This window comes from Mucilaginibacter mallensis (assembly GCF_900105165.1).
GTDB classification, from domain to species: domain Bacteria; phylum Bacteroidota; class Bacteroidia; order Sphingobacteriales; family Sphingobacteriaceae; genus Mucilaginibacter; species Mucilaginibacter mallensis.
This window is the reverse complement of record NZ_LT629740.1, coordinates 3117836-3143238: the sequence shown is the minus strand read 5'-3', so window position 1 is coordinate 3143238 and position 25403 is coordinate 3117836. Positions and strand designations below refer to the sequence as shown.

The following is a 25403-nucleotide window of genomic DNA, read 5'->3' as shown; positions in this document are numbered from 1 at the left end:
GATTATCTTAAATCGGTTATAGCAATAGGGTCCATGTCGGTATAATCCAGGTTTTCGCCGGCCATACCCCAAATAAAGCTGTAGCTTGCTGTACCACTGCCTGAATGTATGCTCCATGGTGGCGATACTACGGCATCGTAATTATCCATGGTGATATGCCTTGTTTCGTTGCCCTCACCCATGTAATGGAAGATCTTTTGACCCTGGGGAACATCGAAATAAAAATAAGCTTCCATACGGCGGTCGTGTACATGTGAAGGCATGGTGTTCCATACACTGCCATCATGTAAAATAGTTAAACCCATTACCAGTTGGCAACTTTTTATGCCCTCTAAATGGATGTATTTATTTATTGTGCGATGGTTTGCTGTTGATGCTGAACCTAGTGTTACCTTAACCGCATCGGAATGAGTTAATAATGTGGTTGGATATACCGCATGAGCAGGAGCAGAGAGCATATAAAATACAGCCGGAGTCATTGCGTCCTTACTTTCAAAGGTTACCCTTTTTGTGCCTTTGCCAATGTACAGGCAATCCAGTTTTTTAAGATTGTACTTTACACTGTCGACAGTAACTATACCATCACCCGCAACGTTGATGATGCCGATCTCACGGCGCTCTAAAAAATACTCCGCACGCAAGTTGGGGTAATTAGGTAGTTCCAGTTGATGATTTACAGGATTAGCAAAGCCTACGATCATCCTGTCATAATGCGTATAGGCACAATTTATCTGATCAGGCTGAACCTGTTTGTCTATCAAAAAACGCTCTCTTATTAAAGCTGTTTGATAGGTTTTAAAATCATCCGGGTGTACGCTATGTAATACTTTCAAGGGTGTATGATTTAAATTATATAATTGCAATTACAAGTCTACAACGTTATGATATAATAAGAAAGACATTGTATCCATATTTCTACTCAAACGTTAAAGTAAATAATCAGCGCTTAATTTAGCACTTTTAACGAGTTAGCTTGTATAATTGATAATTCAAATCACCAATTGATAAATCATTAACTATGAACATCTTCCCGAATATTAAAAAGATCGCGCTATTTATTGCATTAATTTTCGCGAGCCATTCGTCCTTTGCGCAAACAGATTCACCCAGTAAAGTAAAGGCTGCAAATAAGTGGGTTAAAAGTAAAGTATGGGCCAAAAACCTTGAAATTAAAGTTTACCCTGATATAAACAGCGTTGAGTTTAAACGCCAGTACGAAGCCAATAAAACTATGTGGGATAAATGCTTCGCCTTTTTGGCTGATACCGCGAAACTGGCAAAATTAGCACCGGGTAAATACCCAATTGATGGAGAAAATGCCTACGCATCTATCACTGATATGCCTACCCGTACACCTGATGTAGCTAAATGGGAATCGCACCGTAAATACATCGACCTGCAATATGTGATTAAGGGGGAGGAAACGATAGGGGTGAGCCCTATAGCTACCGCTACCGTAACTGTTCCTTATGATGATAAAAAGGATGGCGCAAATTACACCGCGGATGGTAAATATTACCTGGCAACGCCAAGCGTATTCTATTTATTCTTCCCATCCGAAGTGCATAAGCCCAATATTAAAGTTGATGGTTACGATTCTGATAAGAAATTAGTTATAAAGATTAAATATGCTGAATAAGCACAGCGCATTGTAAGATTGAAATTGTTGTACGTTAAATTCTAAAAAACTACTGTCATTTCGAACGTTAGTGAGAAATCTTTTTCGTGTGCTGAGTCTACAGCAGAAGTTTTCTCCTCGTACCTCGTTCGAAATGACATGATCTTTTAATTTGGTTAAATCTTCTTTTATAAGATTAATCGCAAAGCAATATTTAATCTTTACCCGTTATACTGCAATTTTTGACGGTTTTAAAGTTAACAGCCTGATGATAGTCCACGCTATTATATATGCTAATGCACATACGGTAAACATGATCAGGTAAGCATCTTTAGGGTAGGAGGTATTTAGTATACCTGATAAGCGCTGAATCAACACACCTCCAATACCACCGGCCATTCCACCTATACCGGTTACTGAACCAATGGCTTTTTTCGGGAACATATCAGATACCGTGGTAAACAAATTTGCTGACCATGCCTGGTGTGCTGCTGCGCCGATGCAAATTACCGCGATGGCCAATATAGATGCATAGTCGCCAAATACTGCTTTATTGCCAAAGTATTGTGTTAATAGCAGGAACAAAGGAAATAGTGCAATAATAAACATGGCACGCATACGTGCTTTGTATACAGGTGTGCCGCGATTGATCATCATGCGGGGTAGGTTGCCGCCGAAAGTACTGCCGAAGATAGAGATGAAGTATACGGTAAAGGTGGGCCACATAATATGATGAACATCCATACCGAATTGCTTTTTCAGATAGTCTGGCAACCAGAATAACAGGAACCACCACACGCCATCCGTAAGGAATTTACCCCAGAAAAATGCCCATGTTTGCGGATACCTGAATAATCTCCCCCATGAGATATTTTCGTGCAGGGCCACATCTTCGGATGGTGCCGCATGTACAACCAGGTCGTCCTCATGTATCAGATCAAATTCCTCTTTTGTGAGATACTTGGATTTAGCAGGCGGATTATATAATAAGAACCAAAATATCAGCCATAAAAAGCCAACAGCGCCGGTTATAATGTAAGCCATTTTCCAGCCTGTAGCTTCGCCCCAATGAATGAGGCACCAGGGCACAAACAGGGCCGCTATCATAGCGCCGATATTGGATCCGCTGTTGAAAATGCCTGTTGCCAGTGCGCGTTCCTTTTTAGGGAACCATTCGGCAACTGTTTTTATTGATGCTGGAAAATTTCCTGCCTCACCAATGCCAAATAAACTCCTTACAATGGTATGTACTACAACTGAGCTACCTGCAAAAGCATTCAGGATACCAAAAGTCGACCATATAATAAGCGATAACGCTAGTCCCATTTTGGTGCCTATTTTATCAATAACCAAACCTGCAACTACAGTAATACCTGCATAAAATGCAGTAAAACACGCGGTAACGTAAGAGTATTGATTATCCGTCCAGCCGAAACCGCCTTTGGCTATGGGTGTGCAGAAATAATCCTTCACATAGCTGATCACCTGCCTGTCCATATAATTTATGGTGGTAGAAAATAGGAGCAGAGATGCTATTACCCATCTGTAGTTTCCAACCTTGGTTTCATTGGTCATAATTCGGTAGATATTAACTTATTTGGCGGCTTTTACAAGCTCCATCGCCTTAATAGTATCGTTATATAATTGGTCGTATAATCCTTTGGTCAATACATCCTTGGTAATGAGTTTGCTGCCCAAGCCTACAGCGCAAACCCCGGCCTTAAACCAGTTGCTGATGTTCTCAATATGCAGTTCAACACCACCTGTGGGCATAAATAATTGCCCTGGGAATAATTCCTTTATCGAACTTAAAAATGAATGCCCCAAAATATTGGCCGGGAATAACTTGATCAAAGCCGCACCATTTTGCTGCGCCGTGTAGATCTCGGTAGGTGTCATACAGCCGGGGCACCATAGTATGCCATGCTCATGGGCTACTTTTGCTACGGCTGGGTTTACAATGGGTGCAACTATAAAATCAGCGCCTGCAGCCACAAAATCCCTTGCTTCCTGTTCTGATTTTATGGTGCCTATGCCCAAGTGAAGCTCGGGCATTTCGCTTTGCTGTGCTTTTTTAAGTACTTTAAAGTTCTCAAGGGCAGCCGGGCCGCGGTTTGTATATTCAATAGCCCTAACACCGGCCCTGTATAATGTACGTGTAACCTGCAGGCTCACCTCAGCATCTTCATAAAAGAACAGGGGTAAAATACCTTGAGTTATAATGCCGGCAAGTATGGTTTCGTGGTTGCTCATTTGGTAATAGTTGTAGTTTTAATTTCCTCTACGGTTTTAGACGTGGCATCGGCATCAATAAATAGCTTATCAAAAGCTGCTAAAGTGGCGAACTCCAATATTTCGGCTGGTTCATGGCTATTATAAAAGCCATAAATGAGGCCCGCCATAAAGCAATCGCCGCTGCCTACTTTGTTTATTATTTTAAGGGCTGCGTGGTCAATAGTGCTGTGATATTCGCCGCCTGTATATAAGGAGGTGTAATAGGTGATCCCTTCGTTATTATCAAACCTGAAGGTATTGGCAACAGCTTTGCATTTTGGGTGCTTTTCGGTAATATGCTTTGATGTTTGTAAAGCGGCATCCAGATATTTGGCTTTTTGCCCAACAGCATGCAAGCCTTCCTCAACCGGGATACCCAGCATAATTTCAGCGGCCCATATATTACCCATCACCAGGTCACAATATTGCACCAGTTCAGGGATTACCTGTACAGGTGTTTTACCATATTGCCATAGTTTTGAGCGGTAGTTCAAATCAATAGAAATCGTAATGCCTTTTGCAGATGCGGCTATTAATGCCTCCTTACAAACATCGGCCACATGTTGATTGATGGCAGGGCATATAGCGCTGAAATGGAACCAGCTTACGCCATCCAATACTTTATCCCAATCTATCATTCCCGGTTTTAGTTCGGCGAATGCTGAGTGTGCACGGTCATAGATCAGCGAATCATTTTTCAAATCGGCACCCTTGGTTAGTATATATAAGCCAACGCGGTCGCCATGATGATAGATCTTTGAGGGATCAATATCCTTGCTTTTAAGATGGACTGTGATCTGCGCCGACATATGATTATCAGGCAGTGCAGTAAAATATTGCGAGGGTACATCCCATAAGGATAGGGCCGTGGCCACATTCAGCTCGGCGCCGCCCATAAAAAATGGCACTGCATTATTTTTTAACCAATTGCCACCGGCATCAAGGCTTATCCTGAATAACAGTTCGCCAAAGCATAGTACAGAACCCGTGTATTTTTTTTTATTAAATTGTTTATCCATTGGCAGCTTACAGATAGCAGGATTTAACGAATCGTTTTTTATCCGAAGTTAACTCCAAAAATATGTTGAAATATCACCCTTTCAAACTTTATGGAGTTATTATTTACTCCATCGTTATAGTGGCGAGATAGTTTTTATGTTTTTCTTTATAAATACATCCCTTTTTTAAGAGCTTGCAGGTTGTAAATATTATAATATTAAAAAAATATGTAAAACCCTTTTTAATTAGGATTAATATATGTTAATTTGACATGTATTATAAGCCATAGGCGTTATTAAGCCTTTATTACCGGATTTACAGTGTTAATTATGATAAATGGCCAAAATAATACTTTGGTTGAAATTATACTTTTATGTTAAAGCTATTTGGATATATTTACTAATAAGTTAACCGCCGCGTTAACCATAATAACCATTTTATAAACAATTAAAATTATTCAATGAGGATTTTAAATATTGGTTTGTTTGTGTTTATGCTTTTGATAGTAAAAACAGGATATGCCCAATTTAATAAACCTCAGAACAATGACGTAGCCAAGCTTAAAAATTATGCAATAAAAGCTTATGGAATAAATAGCGGTCTTCCATCAAATAGTACTACCTGCGCTATCAAGGATAAGAGTGGTTTCCTTTGGGTAGGAACTGAAAACGGTCTTTGTCGCTTCGATGGCTATTCATTTAAAACCTTCGTTAACATCCCGGGTGATAGTACAAGCCTTACCAATAATTATATTAACACCATTATTGAGGATAAAAAAGGTAGGATATGGGTGGGTACACTTGATGGGTTGAATTTACTTGATCCATTTACAGAAAAATTTAAGCGGTTTAGTCACCAGGATAAAGGCCCCGGCGCGCTGAGCAATAATAAGATATGGTCGCTTTTGGCTGATAAGGACAATAATATATGGATTGGTACTGATGATGGTTTTGACCGGTTTATTGAGAAAACTAAGAGTTTTGAAATATTTCAGCCTAATCCATCCGATGCAAATGCCATAAAAGGTAAATCTGTTAATGCGATAATAGAGGACCGGGCCAATAACCTTTGGTTGGGCAACTGGGGCAGCGGGCTTAACAAGTTTAACAGGTATACTAAAAAGTTTATCAACTTTCCCCAGGTTCAAAAAGCGAATGAAAGAAATCCGAATGATGTATGGAGCCTTTGCATGGATGAAAACGGCGATATCTGGGTTGGCACTTACTGGAAAGGGTTATTTAAATTTGAAGTAAAAACAAGCAAGTTTACATCGTATCCGTCTCCTGACAAGGAAAATCAAAGCGTTTTCAGGATTTTAAATTTAGGTCATCAGTTAATGATCCTGGCTGGTAATGATGGCTTTTACTGGTTCAATTCAGCAAACAAAAGTTGGCAAAAAATTAACGACCTAACAAGTTTTCAGCAGGCAGGCCTGTTTCGTGATAATAACGGGATCATCTGGATATGCTCAATGGAAGGTCTAACCAAGCTAGACAGCAAACAATATAAATTTGCTTTTTATCCGTTTTCGAACCAAAAACGGCTCGTAAAAAGTATATTGGTTAAAAACAATGTAGTTTGGGTGGGCACAGCCAATGGCTTAACCGCTATTCAGTTAAATACTAATGCATCCAAAACCTTTTTGCACTCCGATGATCCTAATAGTATCGGCAGTAACTCTATAAACAAACTGTACCTGGATGCCAGTAACAAATTATGGGATCTGACCGAATTTGGGTTTGATGAATATGATGATAAAACCGGGAAGTTTACGCACCATTCACATCATTCTAGTTTGGGAGGCTTTTTTAATGAGGATGTGTTTAGGGATATTTTAGAAGCAACCCCAGGTAACTACTGGCTTGCTACAGATGCCGGGCTTAAAGTTTATCATGCCCAAACTAACACTTTTAGTCATTATTTTAATCAAAAAGACAAGCCTTATACCCTGAGTAATAATCATTTGTATTGTTTGTTAAAAGATGCTGACAACGATATCTGGATAGGTACTGAAGGTGGTGGATTGAACCGCTTTGTACAATCATCGCAAAGGTTTTATAATTATTTGGCTAATGATAAAAAGGTAGGACATATTAGCAATAATGATATTCATAACATATTCCTCGATTCACATAAAAATGTCTGGATCTGTACGCAGGATGGTTTAAACAAATATGTCAGGAGTACAGACTCTTTCCAGATTTTTTCAAAAAATGATGGATTTGCCAGTAATGTATTTAAGCAGATAGTGGAGGATGTGAACGGTAAATTATGGATAGTAACTGAAACAGGTATATCGTGTTTTGATCCCCGCACAATGAAAGTGATCAACTTTGATGAGGGCGATGGCGTGTTTGCCAATTCTGTAATATGTAAAGTAAATGATCATCAGATCCTGCTGGGTGGTAATAAAGGGCTGGTTTCCTTTGATCCACTGGCCATTAATTACAATAATGTTGCGCCACCTGTATATTTTTCCGATTTGCAGGTATTCAATAAGTCGGTTATCCCGGGTGATAACAGTCCGCTTAAAGAACCCATTCAAAATGCGAAAGAAATAGTTTTAAAGTACAGCCAAAGTGTTTTTTCTATTGAATTTGTAGCGCTTAATTATACCCACACCGAAAAGAATAGTTATGCGTATAAGCTGGAAGAGTTTGATAAAAGATGGAATTATGTTGGCAATCAGCGTAAAGCCACTTATACAAACTTAAATCCGGGCAGATACGTTTTTCGCATTAAGGCATCAAATAACGATGGGGTATGGAATGATGAAGGAAGATCAATAGTAGTTATTATTACGCCGCCGTGGTATCTTACCTGGTGGGCTTATCTTATATATATATCGCTTTTTGGAGCCGCTGTTTATGGCTATATCTTTTATAATAACCGGCAGGCTAAGTTGAAATATGAGGTAAAACTGGCCCATATTGAAACTGAAAAGGAAAAGGAGCTACACGAAAAGAAATTATCATTCTTTACCAATATCTCGCATGAGTTTAGAACACCGCTAACCATGATCATTAATCCACTGAAAGAGATTTTATACACAGGGGGTAATGATATTGATCAGCAAAATCTCAACACCATAAACCGCAATGCCAAACGCCTGCTAAGTTTGGTTGACCAGCTACTATTGTTTAGAAAGGCGGATGCAGATGCGGACGAATTAAAACTGGCAAAAATTAATATTGTTGATCTGAGCAAGGAGGTTTTTTTATGCTTCACGCATCAGGCAAATGCGAAGAAACTAAAGTTTGAATACAATTGTACCGAAGAGTACATAGAAATTATAGCCGATCGCGAAAAGATTGAGATCGTTTTATTTAACCTGTTGTCAAACGCTGTAAAATTCACGGAGCCTGGCGGAGAAGTGGAGATGAGTATAAGCCAGACGAACGATAAGGTTAATATACAGGTGAGGGATACAGGATGTGGTATAGCGCAAACGGCCGGAGACAAGCTTTATCATCAATATTACCAGGAGTATCAGCATAATACCTTATCAAAAGGCGGCTTGGGGATAGGATTATTCCTGGTGAAAAATTACGCCGAGCAGCATGGTGGCGCAATAAGCTACGAAAGTGAAGCCGGGAAAGGAACGGTTTTTAACCTGGAACTGCTTAAAGGAGCATCGCATTTAAGATCAGCATCAATAATAGAAGAAGCCCCGCAAAGGTCTGTTTTCTTTAACGAACTGATGGCAGAGGATGATGGCAATAATATGCAAGTTGTACCTGATACAGTTTTGCCTGCTGCTGCAGAAATTACCTCGGATTTTAAGTCCATGCTCATTATTGAAGATAACAAGGAAATAAGCGATTATATTAAACAGGTTTTTGTGTCGGAATATATTGTATATGAGGCTGATAATGGAGAATCCGGCTTAAAAATGGTAATTGAATTAATGCCCGATATTATTATTAGCGATGTAATGATGCCGGGTATGAGCGGAATAGAACTATGCAGTCGCATAAAAGAGGACCCCGATCTTAGCCATATACCGGTTATATTATTGACGGCTATTACCGCACCTGAAATTAAGCTGAAAGGAATTGAAGGCGGTGCTGACGATTATATCAGTAAACCTTTTGAAAAGGAAATGCTGATAGCACGTGTGAAAGGTATACTTAAAACCAGGAATAACCTTCAACGATATTTTTTCAATGAGATAACGCTGAAACCAAATAATCTAAAAATATCCCAGGAGTATAAAGAGTTTTTACAAAAATGTATAGATATCGTTGGCTGCCATTTGAACGATCCTGATTTTACGATTAAGATGTTAGCCGGGGAAATGGGGATGAGCCATTCGAACGTTTATCGGAAAATTAAATCCATCTCGGGGCAATCGGTTAATAGCTTTATCCGCTTTATACGGTTAAAAAAAGCCGCCGAAATATTGTTAACCAGCGATTGTACTATTGCGGAAGCTGCATATCAGGTGGGTTTCCTTGATGCTAAGCATTTTCGGGAGCAATTTGCCAAGCTGTTCGGTTTAAATCCATCAGATTATATAAAGAAATACCGTGATTCTTTTCATAATGATTTGACTATTAACCGGGATGTTATAAAAAATCAAAAGTAGGTGTATAAGCAAGTTATATATGCTTTTTCGGCATCTCTCAATCATCTGCTTAATTTACCCCGTATGATTGCCGAGATTACCCCTAAAGTATTTAGTTTTAATTATTTAGTTTAGTTTCCAATTAGCCAGTGTAAACCAGTCCTTTCCAAAGGATAAACTGTGAAATTTGAATGATCTTGATAAGGTGTTCTGAATAGTTCACTAATTGAATTATTTCATTAATTTAATAGAAATTTGTATACAATTAATTTAGTTGTAGCATAAATAAAGCAAATGATTACAAGAAAACCCCTATGTCGTCCGCTACTGCCTTCAATTTTAAAGAAGCGCATTTCTATCGTTTTAAATTGCTTGGTAATTTTGGGGTTTGTATCCTGTGTTTGTAGTTGCAAATCAACCCCCTCAAGCAATGACAGTGAGGTCCCCAAAAACACGCTTTTTAAATTGCTGCCATCCGACCAAACACACGTCGACTTTAGCAACACGTTAACAGAGGGTTTGAACACTAACGTGCTGATGTACGAATACTTTTATAACGGCGGTGGCGTAGCAGTAGGCGACCTGAATGGTGATGGATTGCAGGATATTTATTTTACAGGCAACATGGTTGATAACAAGCTGTACCTTAACAAGGGGCATATGCAGTTTCAGGATATTACGGATGAGGCGGGTGTAGTAGGCCGTCCCGGCCCATGGAAAACGGGAGTGACGCTGGTTGATATCAATGGGGATGGTAAGCTGGATATTTATGTATGTTATTCGGGAAAGATAAGCCCTGAGAAACGGGTAAATCAATTATTTATTAACCAGGGGAACGATGCGAATGGTGTGCCCCAGTTCAAAGAAATGGCTGCTGAGTATGGTCTTGATTTTCCGTCATCCAGTACACAGGCCTATTTTTTCGATTATGACAGGGATGGTGATCTTGATCTTCTTTTAGTTAACCACAACCCCAAACGGATCAACACACTTGACAATACCTCGGTAAAAGAGCTGATGAGCAAAACGGACACCGAAGCCGGCATAAGACTTTTCCGGAACGATAATGGCCATTTTACTGAGGTAACTAAACAGGCAGGCATCATAAATACAACATTATCCTATGGTTTGGCTGCCGGTATAGCCGATGTAAATGGTGACGGCTGGCCGGATATCTATATCTCCAATGATTACAGCGTGCCCGACAGGCTGTATATCAACAATGGCAACGGCACGTTTACAGATCAGCTTCAACAGCAGGTTGGTCACACTTCGCTGTATTCGATGGGGAACGATATTGCCGATATCAACAATGATCTTACCCCAGATATTTATACGCTGGATATGCTCCCTGAAGATAATAGACGGCAGAAGCTATTGTATGGAGGCGATAATTATGAGGCCTTTAACCTGAACCTGCGCTCGGGTTTCTACTACCAGTATATGCGCAATATGCTGCAAGTAAATAATGGTAATAATACTTTCAGCGAGATAGGACAGGTGGCCGGGATCTCAAACACCGACTGGAGCTGGGCGCCGCTGTTCGCTGATTATGATAATGATGGCTGGAAGGACCTGTTTGTGAGTAATGGCTATACCCGGGATTATACCAATATGGATTTCCTGAAATTCATGGGCGATAACCTGCAGAACAGGCAGGTAATGCGGCAGGACCTGCTGAACCTGGTGAGCCAGATGCCCTCATCAGATGTGGAGAGCTATTTCTTTAAAAATAATGGCAACCTCACCTTTACCAATACCAGTGCCGATTGGGGTATCAATCAACCATCAAACAGCAACGGTGCAGCCTATGCCGATTTAGATAACGACGGCAACCTCGACCTGGTGGTGAACAATATCAATAAACCAGCCTTTATTTATCAGAATCAGGCCACAACACAAAATGGGAACCATTACCTATCCATCAACCTTAAAGGGGCGGATAAGAACACGCAGGGGATAGGTGCAAAGGTCATTATTTACAGCGGCAATAAACACCAATACCTGGAGCAAATGCCTACCCGCGGCTATGAATCCAGCGTATCACCGGTATTGCATTTTGGCTTAGGTAAAGACAAACAGGTGGATTCCTTAAGGATCATCTGGCAGCGTGGTAAAACCCAGCTATTGAAAAACGTAAAAGGGGATCAGCAGATCACGCTCAATGAAAAGGATGCATCAAATAATTACAGCGAACCACCAGCAGTAAAGCCATTGTTTTCGGAGGTAAAATCGCCCGTAAATTATCATGAAACAATAAATACCACCAATGATTTTAAACGCCAGCCGTTGCTGGTAAACCCGCTTTCCTTTTCAGGTCCATGTGTAATAAAAGGTGATGTGAATGGCGATGGTTTGGAAGATGTATATGTTGGCGGAACGAATGGCAAAGCAGGCAGCCTGTATATTCAGCAAAAAAATGGCAGCTTTATTTTAAAACCTCAACCCGCTTTTGAAGCCGATAAGAAAAGTACTGATGCGGCGGCCATTTTTTTTGATGCTAACGGCGATGGCAGGCCTGATCTGTATGTTTGCTCGGGTGGTTATGGCGATTATGCGCCGGATGACCCGTTGCTGCAGGACCGACTGTACATTAACGATGGCAAAGGCAACTTCACTAAATCAAATAACGCGTTGCCTAAAATGCTGAGCAGCAAATGCTGTGTAAAAGCAGCAGATATTAATGGTGATGGTAAAATAGACCTGTTTGTAGGCGGCAGAGTAGTTCCCGGTCGTTACCCTGAAACACCTGAAAGCTATATCCTGATCAATGATGGCAAAGGGCATTTTACCGATGAGACGAATAAATACAACCCGGCCTTAAAACACATCGGTATGGTAACCGACGCTGCCTGGGTAGATATGAACGGTGATAAAAAGCCTGACCTGGTTATAGTGGGCGAATGGATGCCTGTTACGGTTTTTGAAAATACAAACGGAAAGCTAACTGACGCCACTGCTAAATATTTCGACAAAAAATATACAGGCTGGTGGAATTGTTTACAGGTAAGCGACATCAATCACGACGGTCACCCGGATTTGCTTGTGGGCAATCTTGGTTTAAACTCCCAATGTAAGGCCTCGGATACCGAACCCGCTGAAATGTACTATAAGGACTTTGACGATAATGGCTCGGTTGACCCTATACTGTGTTTTTATATCCAGCATAAAAGCTACCCCTGCGTAACCCGTGATGAACTGCTCGACCAGATCAGTATGATGCGTGGGCGTTTTCCGGATTATAAAAGCTATGCGGATGCTACTATAAACGAGGTGTTCACACCCGAGGAAATGAAGGGGGCGAAGTACCTGTCGGCAAATACCCTGTCAACTATGCTATTCATCAGCAATATAAAAGGAAAGCTTCACCCTGTAACCCTGCCATTACAGGCACAGTACGCTCCCATATATACCATAAGTACACTGGATTATGACCATGATGGGAAAGATGACCTGTTACTTTGCGGTAACATGAACCAGGCACGTATCCATTTTGGGAAATACGATGCCAATTACGGAGTGCTGCTCAAAGGCGATGGTAAAGGCAATTTTACCTACATCCCACAGCTACAATCGGGCTTTAAACTAAAGGGCGATGTGAGGAGCGTAATAGATATCAATAATACTTTGCTCTTCGGTATAAACGGAAATGGGATATTGGCTTACAAAGAGAAATAAATGAAAAAAATATATAGTATCCTAATCGGTTTATTGTTAATTACCATAACAAACAGCTGCCACAACCATAAAAAGGATAGCATATTAACGAACCGTGATATCAGTAAGGTAATCCACCAAATGAGCGCGGTAATGATCCATGATGTGACCAATCCGCCACTGGCAGCCAGATTCTTTGCTTATACCTGTTTGTCGGGTTATGAGGTTGTATCAGAAAATGATAAACAGGTTAAAAGCATGTACGGCGTATTAAACCAATATCCGGTTATCAGTAAGCCTAAACAACTATCAGGTTACAATTACCAGCTAAGCGCGGTATTGGCCATGTATAAAACCGCCGAAAAACTACAGCCATCAGGCAGTACGCTGATGTTAAAGAATGAAGAAAAGTTTATTGACTCCTGCAAAGCCATTGGTTTTGATGAGGAAACGATTGACAGCTCGCAAAGCTACGCGCAGATCATCAGCAAAAAGATACTGGCCTATGCCAAGGCGGATAAATATAACCGCATCAGCAATTACCGCCGTTACACCCCGGCAGGTACGCCGGGAAGCTGGGATCCAACACCGCCCTCATACATGTCGCCGGTTGAACCTTATTTTAATACTATCAGACCCTTAACGCTTGATTCCGCAGCCCAGTTTGTACCTGATGCGCCGATACCGTTTTCCACCGATAAACATTCCGCTTTCTACAAATACCTATTACTGAGCTACGCCAAAAGCGGCAATGGCCTAACACAGGAAGAAAAGAACATCGCCAACTTCTGGGATTGTAATCCCTTTGCGGTACAGAATGACGGGCATATGCTAATTGGTTTAAAAAAGATCTCACCCGGGGCGCATTGGATGGGCATAGCCAATATCGCCTGTGAAAAAACAAAAGCCGGCTTTTCAAAAACTATACAGGTAAATACCGTGGAGGCCATCGGTTTGTTGGATGGTTTTATCTGCTGCTGGGAAGATAAATATCGTACCAACCGCATCCGCCCCGAAACAGCTATCCGGACATATATCGATCCTAACTGGAAACCATTGTTGCAAACCCCACCATTCCCTGAATATATTAGTGGGCACTCCGTGGTATCAGCTACATCTTCAGTTATCCTTACCCATTATTTCGGGGATAATTTTGCCTATACCGATAATGTGGAACAGAGTTTCGGTATCCCTCCACGAAAATTCAGCTCATTCAAGCAAGCTGCACAGGAAGCTGCCATCTCGAGATTCTGGGGTGGTATCCATTTTATGGATGCTATAAACAATGGCCTTAAGCAAGGTACAAATGTGGGCAATTGGGTGCTGGGTAAATTAAAATGAAATTTACCACTATTAAAAAATAGAGTGTTCCACTCTATTTTTTAATAGTGGTAACGACAAGTTAAGATAGACTTGCCGGCTGCATAAATATGCTTTGAGTTTTAGACTGCAAAAACTTGACCAACCAGTGCACAAAAGATAGTCTCCAAATTGGGTTAAAAGCAAAAAAAGCTCTTTTATAGCTATTTTCGTCCTTTTTTGCTGAATTTGACCCGTTAGATTGCAGAATTACCCCCTAACTCATCAGTTAAAAATCTCCCAACTTAGCCTTTAATTAACCAATTAAAGCCGCTTACCATTTCAAAACATTAAACGCTCAGGAAAAAGTGATTTTTTTACTTTTCTCTGCTGATTGATGCAAGGTCCCGATGATAGCGGCAAGAAATTAAAACCAATTAATAAATTATGAAATCAAATTTACAAATCACGTATTCTCCGCACAGGAAAAAATTCCCCGGCCGTTTACGCTTGTTTACCGGCATGGCAATAGCCTGCTGTATCACCTGCGTGCAACCGGCTATGGCCCTTGCAGCTAACAAAATTCCAAAAGAGATTGCAAGTGTTCACATAAACGGGCAGGTAACTGACGATAGGGGGGCTGTATTGCCGGGTGTAAGTGTTTCACTCAAAGGTACTGGAACGGGGGCTATTACCGACAGGAATGGTGATTTTTCCATCACCGTGCCCGATGCTTCTTCAGGTATGCTGGTATTTAGCTATCTGGGTTATATAAGCCAGGAAGTTGCCTTAAAGGGCCAAACCAATATTAAGGTAAGCCTGCAGGTTGATTCAAAGTCGCTGAATGAGGTGGTTGTAGTAGGTTATGGTACACAGAAAAAAGCGACTTTAACAGGATCCATCTCTGTTATTAAAGGTGCTGATATGGTTAAGAGCCCTGAACCGGATCTTTCCAACTCTTTTGCCGGTCGGGTATCGGGCGTTATAGCCAATAACGTTTCGGGCGAACCTGGTTATGATGGTTCAAGCATTTTAATAAGGGGACTTGCCACTACCGGCAGCAATAATGTATTGGTGGTTGTAGATGGCGTTCCCGGACAGATTGGTGGTTTGGAACGATTGGATCCGAATGATATTGAAAGCGTATCTGTATTAAAAGACGGAACTGCAGCTATTTATGGAAGCAGGGCTGCGAATGGTGTAATCCTGATCACTACAAAACATGGTAAAACAGGCAAGGCAACAGTTACTTACAGCTTTAATCAAGGCTTTGACTCGCCTACACGTTTGCCAAAAATGGCTGATGCTGCTACTTACGCGCAAATAGTTAACGATATCAGTTATTATGATTCACCTACCAATGGTATGAACCAGGTATATAGCGCCGCACAGATACAAAAATTTAAAGATGGTTCGGATCCGGTTAATTATCCAAATACCGATTGGGAAAAATTAACTTTAAAAAGTGTGGCCCTCCAAAATCAGAATAGCCTGACAGTATCTGGTGGGAATGATGATGTAAAATATTTTACATCAGTAGGTACGGTTTACCAGGACGGCCTTTACAAAGATGGTGCAACTAACTATCATCAATATAATGTGAGATCTAATTTAGATGCTAATGTTGCTAAAGGCTTTAAAATCGGATTATCGTTGTCAGGCAGGGAGGAAGATCGCCAGTATCCAACCACAAGCGCAGCTAGTATTTTTCGCGGAATTTACAGGTCATATCCAACTTCGGCAGGTTTTTACCCTAATGGTTTACCTACTACGGGAATTGACCAGGTGAACCCAGCACTTGTTGGAACCAGTATTGGAGGAACCAATCAAAATCCTACATTAACATTTAATGGCATATTAAAGGCCAGTTATGATATACCCGGAGTTGAAGGCCTATCAATAGACGGTTTCTTTTCCGCTGATAAATCAGGAACTTCAAGCAAGGTTTTTTCTGTTCCTTACACTGTTTATAGTTATAACAGTACAACTAATATCTATACACCAAGCATTGAGGGTGGCGGGCCAAACGGTTTGGCTTCTCTTTTTCAATCACAGCTTAACCAATCCTTAATAACTTCAAATATAAAATTGAACTATGCCAGAAAATTTGGCAAGCATGATGTAAATGCTTTTGTGGGTTATGAGCAAAGTAAAACTACTTACAGTTACTTTTGGGCTCAGAAAAATGATTTCCCTACAGCAACCACTCCAGAACTATCGGAAGGTGGAACCGCTGCATCTGATGCTACAAATGGTGGCAGCAGCAGTGATAATAACGGGAACTTTGATTATAATCGTAAGAGCGTGATCAGCCGTTTGGCTTATAATTATGATGAAAAGTATTTGTTGGAAGGGCAGTTTCGTGCTGATGGTTCTTCTTTATTCGCGCCCGGGCATCAGTGGGGTTATTTTCCTTCAGTATCTGCGGGTTACCGTATTTCAAAAGAAGATTGGTTCTCCAAAACTATCAGTTTCATAAATGATCTGAAGATCAGGGCATCATATGGTGTATTAGGTGATGATCTTGTTGGGCCTTACCAATACTTTGATAACTTTTCCTTTAGCAACTATGTTGTAACTGATAATGGTTCGGGAGCTGCTGTTCAGCCGGGTATTAATTTAACTAAGCTGGCTAATCCGAATATTACCTGGGAAACTGCTAAGAAAACAGACATAGGTATCAACGCAACTTTCTTAAATAACTTTACATTGGAGGCTATTTACTTTAGACAGGTAAGGTCAAATATATTGGGTTATAAAAACGGGTCTATTCCGGCCACATCCGGTATCGTAAACCCATATAATGGCGATATTGTTCCTGCAGAAAATATAGATAAAGTAAACAGCAATGGCTTTGAAGGCACGCTGGGCTATAATCACCCGGGCAAATTTAGTTGGGGCGTTTCGGGCAACTTTACTTATGCAAAAAGCAAAATTGTTTATATAGATGAAGCATCCGGTACTTTACCCTACCAATCACAAATAGGTGGCCCGTTAAATAACTATTTATTATACAATGCGATCGGTATTTTCAGGTCACAGGCACAATTAAACAGTATACCTCACGTACCGGGAGCACAGGTTGGCGATTTAATATATGAGGATTATAACCATGACGGGAAAATAACGGCTGCCGACCAGACCAGGACTAAATATGGTAACATACCACAAATTGTTTACGGCTTTACTGTAAATGCAGCTTACAAGAGCTTTGATTTGTCGATCTTATTTTCAGGACAAGCAGAAGTTAGTCAGTATGTATTGCCTGAATCAGGAACAATCGGTAACTATTACAGCTCATGGGCTAATAATGCATGGAGTCCGACAAATCCAAACGGCACTTATCCCCGCGTTTCAGACAGGGCTTCAGATGCAGTAAGCGGCGGCTCGTTCCCAAGTACTTTTTGGTTGAACAACGCAGCTTTTTTAAGGCTTAAGAATACACAATTAGGTTATACACTTCCTCAATCAGTAATTTCCAAACTTCACATCGCGTCATTAAGGCTATTTGTAGGCGGCTTTAATCTGTTAACCTTTACTAAGGTTAAAGATTATGACCCTGAAGGCACCAGTGGCAGTGGTCAGTTCTACCCTGAACAAAAAATTATTAACGTAGGTGTAAATGTTAAATTATAAAACCAAAACAATGAAACCGCTAAAAAGAATATCATGCTTATTAGTCCTTTCAGGGCTATTGTTCTCAGCATGTAAAAAGAATTTTCTCGATCTTAATCCAACAGATCGTTTAACAGGCACATCCATAACATCTGATACATCATTATTTGAAGCCTATGTAATAAACAGGTATTTAGGCGAACAAGTAGGCGTTAATGAGGGCGAAGGATCGCCTCCGGGATTTGGACGTGGCTTTGAATATGCTATGGCCAGTTCGGTTACAGATGAATCAATGTATAATACCGATAATGGTTCATGGTTGATTGAGCAGGGACAAATGGCTGCAAACAATACAGGCTTTTTAGGTACACTATATGCCCGTAGCTATGCAGGTATACGTGATTGTAATTATGCGTTAAGCCTTATTAACGGCCTGCCCTTAAGCACAGGCCATAAGAACAGACTGATCGGTGAGCTTGAATTTATACGTGCCTACAGGTATCAGGATTTGATCCGTAACTATGGCGGTATAGTGTTGATAGGCGACCAGGTTAGTCAGCTAACTGATAATCTGCAAAATCCTGCGCTTTTTAAACGTGCAACTATACAGGAATCCATTGCCTATGCAACAGCACAGCTTGATGATGCCGCAGCAAAATTACCTTTAAATAATAGTTCTACATGGGCATTGGGCAGAGCTACTAAAGGTGCTGCAATGGCGTTGAAATCAAGGTTGCTGTTATACGCAGCCAGCCCTTTATATAGTGCAGGTACCTGGCAAGATGCAGCAGCAGCAGCTAAGGCGGTTATGGATCTGGGGAAATACAGTTTATCTCAGAATGGTTACCAGCAATTATTTTTATCGCCTAATGATAACGAGATCATTTTCGAACGTTTATTTGTAGTAAATACGGCAAGGCATGTTTGTATGGAAATATCAAACGGGCCAAATGGCTATGATGGTTGGGCTGGTAATACACCATTCCAGAACCTGGTAGATGATTATGATATGGATAATGGTAAATCCATAACCGATCCAACATCTGGCTATGATCCGCAAAACCCTTATGTAAAACGTGATCCTCGTTTTTATGCTACTATTCTATACAATAAAGCACCTTACAGGGGTAGCACTGTGGATGTTTATTTACCGGGTGGAAAAGACAGTAATCAAGGGCCATCAAACTGGAATGCCAGCCAAACCGGTTATTACTTAAGGAAATTTATGAATGATGCCTATCCTATTGATAACCCATGGAGTGTAGCAGGCGGACAACCATGGATCTACATGAGGTACGCCGAAATATTGCTCAACTATGCGGAGGCGCAGAATGAGGCATCAGGCCCAGACGCGACTGTTTATGCTGCCATCAATAGCATCAGGGCGAGGGCATCAGTAAATATGCCTCCTTTGCCAGGCGGGTTGTCACAAACTGATATGCGTACAGCTATTCAGCATGAAAGACGAATCGAACTTGCGTTTGAAGAGCACCGTTTTTATGATGTGCGCAGATGGAAAATTGCTATGCAAACAGAAAACGTACCGGCATATGGTGTGAGTGTTACAGTTAACGCTGCAAACCCATCAGGTTATACCTATGCACGGAAAATATCGCTTGCTAACCGTTCTTTCCTGCCGCAACATTATTGGCTGCCTATACCATTAACTGAAATACAGGCATCCGGTGGTCAATTGCAACAAAACCCAGGCTATTAAGCCATTCACAAATCTTGTACAAATAAAGGAAGCCCATCATCGGGCTTCCCTTCTATACTCATGTCTAAAACAAATTTTAAAACCTAAAACTTGATATTATGAGAAGAGTTATTTATTTGATTGTATGCGCCGGGCTATTATTGGCCGGTTGTAAAAAGGACGAAGTTGCCAAAGTTGCTCCTGTTGCCAGTACAGGCCAGTCGGCAAAAGTGGGAAAAACGCTAAGCTTAACCGCGGGCCAGGCGTTGCAAGGAGTTAACTGGGCTTGTGATGGTGATAACTTTAGCGACACTATATTAGTGTTAAGTGGTTTAACATCAGCTGATAGTTATGCTACAGTAACCTCTAAAGCTTCTACTATACTTACAAGCCTGCAAACCAATACGGGGGCTAATACTATCCGTATTCCGCTTAATTATTCCACTGTATCAACAGCCTGGTGGAATTCCTATACCGGTGTTATTGACGAAGCAGTGAGCAAAGGAATGAATGTTATAGTAGGTTATTGGGAGGGATCGTCATCAGAAGACGGGCTGATTGATAACACCACCCAATTCTGGTCGATGTGGCAAACCGTAGTAAATAAATACGGCACCAACTCACATGTGTACTTTGAGATATTTAACGAGCCACATGGCTATACCTTATCAGCATGGACTACCATTTGCGCGCAATGGCTAAGCAATTATCCAACCGTACCGCAAGGCCATATACTTATTGATGGTACATCATATGCACAGGATATTACAGGCGTAGGAGCAGATAGCCGCTTTACTAATTGCCTGCTATCTATACATGATTATACCTTTTTTAGCAGTGGCGGCCTTACTACAGCAGCTCAATGGGAAAGCAGGCTTAAAGGTAATGTAGGCAGTTATGGTAACCGTGCAGTGTTGACGGAGTTTGGCGATACCATGAACAGTGGCATAAATTATACTGGTGCTATCGGCGGTAGCCAGGATAACGCTTACATACAAGGTATGACTAATGAAGTGCGCACGTTGGGTATGGGTGCTGTATACTGGCCGGGCATTCGTAATGGTGATAGCTATGCCATGCAATCATTGAGTGGCACAACGCTTTCTAATACCAATGCATCGGGCTTAAGCAGGTTAAAATATGCCTGGGGTGTGGGTACAGGTGGCACCGATGTGTTTTATACCGGCGCTTACTACCGTTTTCTGAATATTAACAGTGGCCAGGCACTCGATGTGAACGGTGCTTCTACAGCCAGTGGCGCAGCCATTATTCAATGGCCGCAAAATGGCGGAAACAACCAGCAATGGGTAATTACAACCGATGGCAGTTATTATGAGATCACTAACAGAAACAGTGGATATGCACTTGATGTTAGTGGTGCTTCAACAGCCAGCGGTGCAAACGTTATTCAATATCCATGGTCGGGAGCAAATAACCAGCAATGGCAGCTTACGGCTGTGTCAACCGACATATATAAAGTTACAAACCGCAACAGCGGCGATGTGCTGGATGTAAATGGCGCATCAACCGTAAACGGTGCAGGCATTATTCAATGGCCATCGAATAGTGGCACAAACCAGCAATGGCAAATTGTACAACAATAAAATAAAACAGGCGGGTATCACAGTTTTATGCTGTGATACCACGCTTTTTACACATGATGATAACTAATTTTATAAAAAAACTTATACCGGTAATTGCACCGTTAATGCTGTGCTGCAGTTTTGCAAAAGGCCAGGATAGTGTAGTTACTGTAAATGTCGATCTGAACAAAACTTATCAGCATATGGATAATTTTGGCGCATCGGATGCATGGTCGTGCCAGTTTATTGGCAATTGGCCAAAAGAAAAAATGAATAAAATAGCCGACCTGCTTTTTAGTAAGGATACACTCGCTGATGGTTCACCTAAAGGTATTGCCTTATCCTTATGGCGGTTTAATATAGGCGCAGGCAGCACGCAACAGGCAGATAATAGCGGTATTAAAAACGAATGGCGCAGATCTGCATCATTTTTAAATGCTGATGGAACTTATAACTGGGGAAACCAGGCCGGGCAGGTATGGTTTTTAAAAGCCGCCAAAACGCGGGGAGTTAAACAGTTCCTGGGTTTTGTAAATAGTCCGCCGGTAAATTTTACTATTAATGGTAAAGCGTATGCCACTGGCGGGAAAGCAAACCTTTCTGCCGATAAATACGACGCGTTCGCAAATTACCTGTCAACCGTGGTAAAGGGAGTTAAAAAAGCAGCAGGGATCGAGTTTAATTATATCAGCCCGGTAAATGAACCGCAATGGGATTGGAGCGATGGCGGCCAGGAAGGCTGCCCATATACCAATTCGGAAATTGCCGGTTTGGTACGTTCAATTGACAAATCATTCACTCAAAATAAAGTTCAATCAAAAATATTAGTTGGCGAAGCAGGCAGTATTACATACCTATTTTCTGCAGCCGACAAACCCGCCAAGGGAAACCAGATCAATGATTTTTTTAAGACGGGATCTCCCGATTATATCGGCGACCTGAAAAATGTAGATAAAACCATCATAGCGCATAGCTATTTTACTACATCACCTATGTCATCAGCCATAAAATTGCGGCAACAGTTGACCCAGGCTGTAAGTGATGTCCCGGGATTGTCCTACTGGGAATCAGAATATTGTATCCTCGGCAATAATGCCGGCGAAATAGACGGTAATAAACGCGATCTGGGTATTGATGCGGCCTTGTACTTGGCAAGAGTTATCCATACCGATCTCACCGCGGCTAATGCCTCAGCTTGGCAATGGTGGACAGCTATTTCTCCGGTTGATTATAAGGATGGCCTTATCTATGTAGATCAGAATAAAACCGACGGTAATTTCTATACCAGTAAAATGCTTTGGGCTATGGGTAATTACAGCAGATTCATCAGGCCTGGAGCTATAAGGATTGATGCGGCTGTTGCAGGTGAATCTTCATTGAAAAGTCCATTGCTTACATCTGCTTTTAAGGATGGTAAGAAGCTTATCATCGTAATTATTAATAATAATGCTGAAGATGTGTCTGTGAGCTTAAATGCCGGCAGCAATAAAATATCAGATACGAGGGCATATATCACATCTGCATCGACAGATCTGCATTCGCAAACCATGGTTGGTGCAGGAAACAAAATATCAATCCAAAGTAAATCAATCACCACAATAACCGGAACTATTCAATAGCATATACATCCAATGAAAAAAAATAAATCCTGTATCTTTTATCTGTTTATCATTTTGCTGTTACCCCAGGCATTAAGAGCGCAAACCAATGTTGGTGCGCCCGTTTTATTTAATGATGCCTGGCTGTTTCACAAAGGTGATCTTACCGGTGGCAGTACAGGAGGCACTACGGATCTTTCGTGGAAATCTGTACAATTACCGCACGATTGGAGTATTGAAGAGCCCTTTAGTGAGGAGTGGGCCAGCGCTACGGGCTATTTGCCCGGTGGCATCGGGTGGTATAAGAAAACTTTCACGGCCAATAAAAGCTGGGCTGCTAAGCAAGTGTACATTTATTTTGATGGTGTATACAAGAACAGCGAAGTATGGATAAACGGGCATCTCTTAGGTAAAAGGCCGAACGGGTTCATCCCATTTCAGTATGAAATATCACCGTACCTGAATTACAAAGACCCCAATACAATTACTGTAAAAGTAGATCACAGTGAATTTGCCGATTCAAGGTGGTACACCGGATCAGGTATCTATCGTAATGTATATCTCATTGTTAAAAACCCCGTGCATGTTGGTTTGTGGGATGTAGCTTTTACAACTCCTGAGGTGTCAGCAAGCAAGTCTACAATAAAAGTTAAAGTAACGGTTACTAATAGTAAACCGTCAACTGCGGGTGTTAATCTTAAAGTTAATTTACTTGATGCATTAGGTAAGGCTGTTGCATCAATTCAAAAGCCACTTGTCGCAAAAAAAGGAGAGAATGAAGTTGACCTCAATAGTCAGGTTACTTCACCACAATTATGGAGTATCGAGCACCCGTACCTATATCAGTTGCAGGTACAGGTATTGCAAAATGGTAAACTAATTGACCAGATAAACCAGCAGGCAGGTATCCGCAGCATCCGTTTTGATAAGGATAAAGGCTTCTTTTTAAATGGCAAAAGCACCAAGATAAAAGGCGTATGTATCCATGACGATGCCGGTGCTTTGGGAGTTGCCGTGCCCGAGGAAGTTTGGGTGCGCCGACTTAAAACCCTAAAAGAAGCAGGTATAAACGCGCTGCGCCTGAGCCATAACCCTCATGCTGATTATCTATATAAATTAGCCGATGAAATGGGCTTTTTAGTAATGGATGAAGCTTTTGATGAATGGGCGATTGGTAAAAATAAATGGGTTAAGGGCTGGAACGTAGGTACACCATCAAAAGATGGTTATCATGAATATTTTAAAGAATGGGCCGACCGTGATCTTGGCGATATGATCCTGCGGGACAGGAATCATCCATCCATTATTATGTGGAGCATCGGTAATGAAATTGATTACCCTAATGACCCTTATAGCGATAAAGTATTAAACACCGGCATAAATCCACAGATATATGGCAAGGGTTATTTGCCTGATCACCCGCCCGCAAGCGGACTTACGGTTATTGCAAAGCAATTGGCTAAGGTAGTTAAGTTGATCGATCAGTCACGCCCGGTTACCGCGGCGTTGGCAGGAGTAGTAATGTCGAACGAAGTGGGTTACCCCGAAGTGTTGGATATAGTGGGTTATAATTACCAGGAATACCGCTATCCCGAAGATCATAAGAAATATCCGGAGCGGGTGATTTATGGCAGTGAGAATAGCATGAGAAAACAGGCATGGGATGCGGTTGATACCAATGCCTACATCTCAGCACAATTTCTGTGGACTGGTATAGATTACATGGGCGAGGCCGGCAAATGGCCGCAAAGAAGCAGTGGCGCAGGTTTGCTTGATCTGGCAGGGTTTAAAAAGCCGGGATATTATTACAGACAAAGCCTGTGGGCCGATAAGCCAATGGTATATCTTATCGGCAGAGAAATTACGCCTGCCGATAGCAACCGCCGCGATCGCTGGGAAATGAACCCGGCATGGAACTGGCAGCCGGGCAATAAAATACAAGTTGAATGTTACACGAATTGCCAGCAGGCCGAGCTCTTTTTAAATGGGCAATCATTAGGCAAAAAATCAAGAGCGGAAGCAAAAGGTCAGATTCCGCAATGGGATGTAGATTATCAACCCGGTGAATTGTTGGTTAAGGGTTATAATAATGGTGTTAAGGTAAGCAGCTATTCCATTAAAACCGCTGGTGATGCAGCAAAAATTAGCACCGTAACCAGTAAAACGTTGTTCAAAGCTAATACAAAAGGATTAAGCCAGGTTGAGATACAGGTAACTGATGATAAGGGCAACCCAGTTTACAGTGCCACCGATGAGATCAGCATTCAACTAACAGGTCCGGCCCGTTTATTGGGGTTGGAAAGCGGTAGTCTTAGCAGTCATGAAAGTTATCAGGCTGATAAAAGGAATGCCCTGCATGGGCGGCTTCTTGCATATATACAAACTACGAGTAAGCCCGGTAAAATACAGGTAAACATCAGCTCGAAAAATCTTAAACCGGCAACGGTTCTATTAACTGTTCAATAACACATAATTTATAATATATAGTATTCTTCCA

13 protein-coding genes are annotated in these 25403 nt (G+C 41.4%); 9 read left to right on the top strand and 4 right to left on the bottom strand.

Annotated features, from left to right (window positions below):
- Window positions 1-2: 2 nt before the first annotated feature.
- Entirely contained in the window at window positions 3-833 is an 831-nt protein-coding gene (gene kduI, locus BLU33_RS12890) for a 5-dehydro-4-deoxy-D-glucuronate isomerase (protein WP_091373350.1), read from the bottom strand.
- A gap of 185 nt (window positions 834-1018) precedes the next feature.
- On the opposite strand from kduI, the gene BLU33_RS12885 reads away from it, so the two are divergent.
- Complete coding sequence (locus tag BLU33_RS12885; RefSeq protein ID WP_091373347.1) at window positions 1019-1639, top strand: YhcH/YjgK/YiaL family protein; 621 nt, start codon at window positions 1019-1021, stop codon at window positions 1637-1639.
- Window positions 1640-1846: 207 nt separating this feature from the next.
- On the opposite strand, the gene BLU33_RS12880 is transcribed toward BLU33_RS12885, so the two are convergent.
- Genes BLU33_RS12880 through BLU33_RS12870 form a run of 3 tightly spaced genes read right to left on the bottom strand, consistent with a single transcriptional unit; the run spans window position 1847 to window position 4911 of the window.
- Window positions 1847-3193 carry an MFS transporter gene (locus BLU33_RS12880; protein ID WP_091373344.1) on the bottom strand — a complete coding sequence of 449 codons (1347 nt, stop codon included), beginning with the start codon at window positions 3191-3193 and terminating at the stop codon, window positions 1847-1849.
- A gap of 18 nt (window positions 3194-3211) precedes the next feature.
- Window positions 3212-3871, bottom strand: a complete 660-nt coding sequence (locus BLU33_RS12875; RefSeq protein ID WP_091373342.1) for a bifunctional 4-hydroxy-2-oxoglutarate aldolase/2-dehydro-3-deoxy-phosphogluconate aldolase — start codon at window positions 3869-3871, stop codon at window positions 3212-3214.
- Window positions 3868-4911 carry a sugar kinase gene (locus BLU33_RS12870; RefSeq protein ID WP_091373339.1) on the bottom strand — a complete coding sequence of 348 codons (1044 nt, stop codon included), beginning with the start codon at window positions 4909-4911 and terminating at the stop codon, window positions 3868-3870. The genes BLU33_RS12875 and BLU33_RS12870 overlap by 4 nt, the downstream gene beginning before the upstream one ends.
- Before the next feature lie 440 nt (window positions 4912-5351).
- On the opposite strand from BLU33_RS12870, the gene BLU33_RS12865 reads away from it, so the two are divergent.
- The 8 genes from BLU33_RS12865 (at window position 5352) to BLU33_RS12830 (ending at window position 25372) form a co-directional block, all read left to right on the top strand.
- Window positions 5352-9479, top strand: a complete 4128-nt coding sequence (locus tag BLU33_RS12865; protein ID WP_091373336.1) for a two-component regulator propeller domain-containing protein — start codon at window positions 5352-5354, stop codon at window positions 9477-9479.
- Window positions 9480-9923: 444 nt separating this feature from the next.
- Window positions 9924-13136: a VCBS repeat-containing protein gene (locus BLU33_RS12860; RefSeq protein ID WP_197684499.1), complete on the top strand. Its 3213-nt coding sequence runs from the start codon at window positions 9924-9926 to the stop codon at window positions 13134-13136.
- Entirely contained in the window at window positions 13137-14456 is a 1320-nt protein-coding gene (locus BLU33_RS12855; RefSeq protein ID WP_091373330.1) for a vanadium-dependent haloperoxidase, read from the top strand.
- A gap of 405 nt (window positions 14457-14861) precedes the next feature.
- Window positions 14862-18050 (top strand): SusC/RagA family TonB-linked outer membrane protein, encoded by a 3189-nt coding sequence (locus tag BLU33_RS12850; RefSeq protein WP_197684498.1) that lies wholly within the window; start codon window positions 14862-14864, stop codon window positions 18048-18050.
- Between the two features lie 10 nt (window positions 18051-18060).
- On the top strand, window positions 18061-19746 hold the full coding sequence (locus BLU33_RS12845) for a RagB/SusD family nutrient uptake outer membrane protein (RefSeq protein WP_091380490.1): 1686 nt from the start codon (window positions 18061-18063) through the stop codon (window positions 19744-19746).
- Between the two features lie 98 nt (window positions 19747-19844).
- Window positions 19845-21329 (top strand): RICIN domain-containing protein, encoded by a 1485-nt coding sequence (locus BLU33_RS12840; RefSeq protein WP_091373326.1) that lies wholly within the window; start codon window positions 19845-19847, stop codon window positions 21327-21329.
- 53 nt (window positions 21330-21382) lie between these two features.
- Window positions 21383-22927, top strand: a complete 1545-nt coding sequence (locus tag BLU33_RS12835) for a glycoside hydrolase (protein WP_232009264.1) — start codon at window positions 21383-21385, stop codon at window positions 22925-22927.
- A gap of 12 nt (window positions 22928-22939) precedes the next feature.
- Window positions 22940-25372 carry a glycoside hydrolase family 2 TIM barrel-domain containing protein gene (locus BLU33_RS12830; RefSeq protein ID WP_091373322.1) on the top strand — a complete coding sequence of 811 codons (2433 nt, stop codon included), beginning with the start codon at window positions 22940-22942 and terminating at the stop codon, window positions 25370-25372.
- The last annotated feature ends 31 nt before the right edge of the window (window positions 25373-25403 follow it).

What these genes read in the sequence shown, in the direction of transcription:
- BLU33_RS12875 (WP_091373342.1), bottom strand. Translation starts at nt 3,871, where the DNA reads ATGAGCAACCACGAAACCATACTTGCCGGCATTATAACTCAAGGTATT.
- BLU33_RS12830 (WP_091373322.1), top strand. Translation starts at nt 22,940, where the DNA reads ATGAAAAAAAATAAATCCTGTATCTTTTATCTGTTTATCATTTTGCTG.
- BLU33_RS12840 (WP_091373326.1), top strand. Translation starts at nt 19,845, where the DNA reads ATGAGAAGAGTTATTTATTTGATTGTATGCGCCGGGCTATTATTGGCC.
- BLU33_RS12850 (WP_197684498.1), top strand. Translation starts at nt 14,862, where the DNA reads ATGAAATCAAATTTACAAATCACGTATTCTCCGCACAGGAAAAAATTC.
- BLU33_RS12835 (WP_232009264.1), top strand. Translation starts at nt 21,383, where the DNA reads ATGATGATAACTAATTTTATAAAAAAACTTATACCGGTAATTGCACCG.
- BLU33_RS12845 (WP_091380490.1), top strand. Translation starts at nt 18,061, where the DNA reads ATGAAACCGCTAAAAAGAATATCATGCTTATTAGTCCTTTCAGGGCTA.
- BLU33_RS12870 (WP_091373339.1), bottom strand. Translation starts at nt 4,911, where the DNA reads ATGGATAAACAATTTAATAAAAAAAAATACACGGGTTCTGTACTATGC.
- BLU33_RS12855 (WP_091373330.1), top strand. Translation starts at nt 13,137, where the DNA reads ATGAAAAAAATATATAGTATCCTAATCGGTTTATTGTTAATTACCATA.
- BLU33_RS12865 (WP_091373336.1), top strand. Translation starts at nt 5,352, where the DNA reads ATGAGGATTTTAAATATTGGTTTGTTTGTGTTTATGCTTTTGATAGTA.
- BLU33_RS12885 (WP_091373347.1), top strand. Translation starts at nt 1,019, where the DNA reads ATGAACATCTTCCCGAATATTAAAAAGATCGCGCTATTTATTGCATTA.
- BLU33_RS12880 (WP_091373344.1), bottom strand. Translation starts at nt 3,193, where the DNA reads ATGACCAATGAAACCAAGGTTGGAAACTACAGATGGGTAATAGCATCT.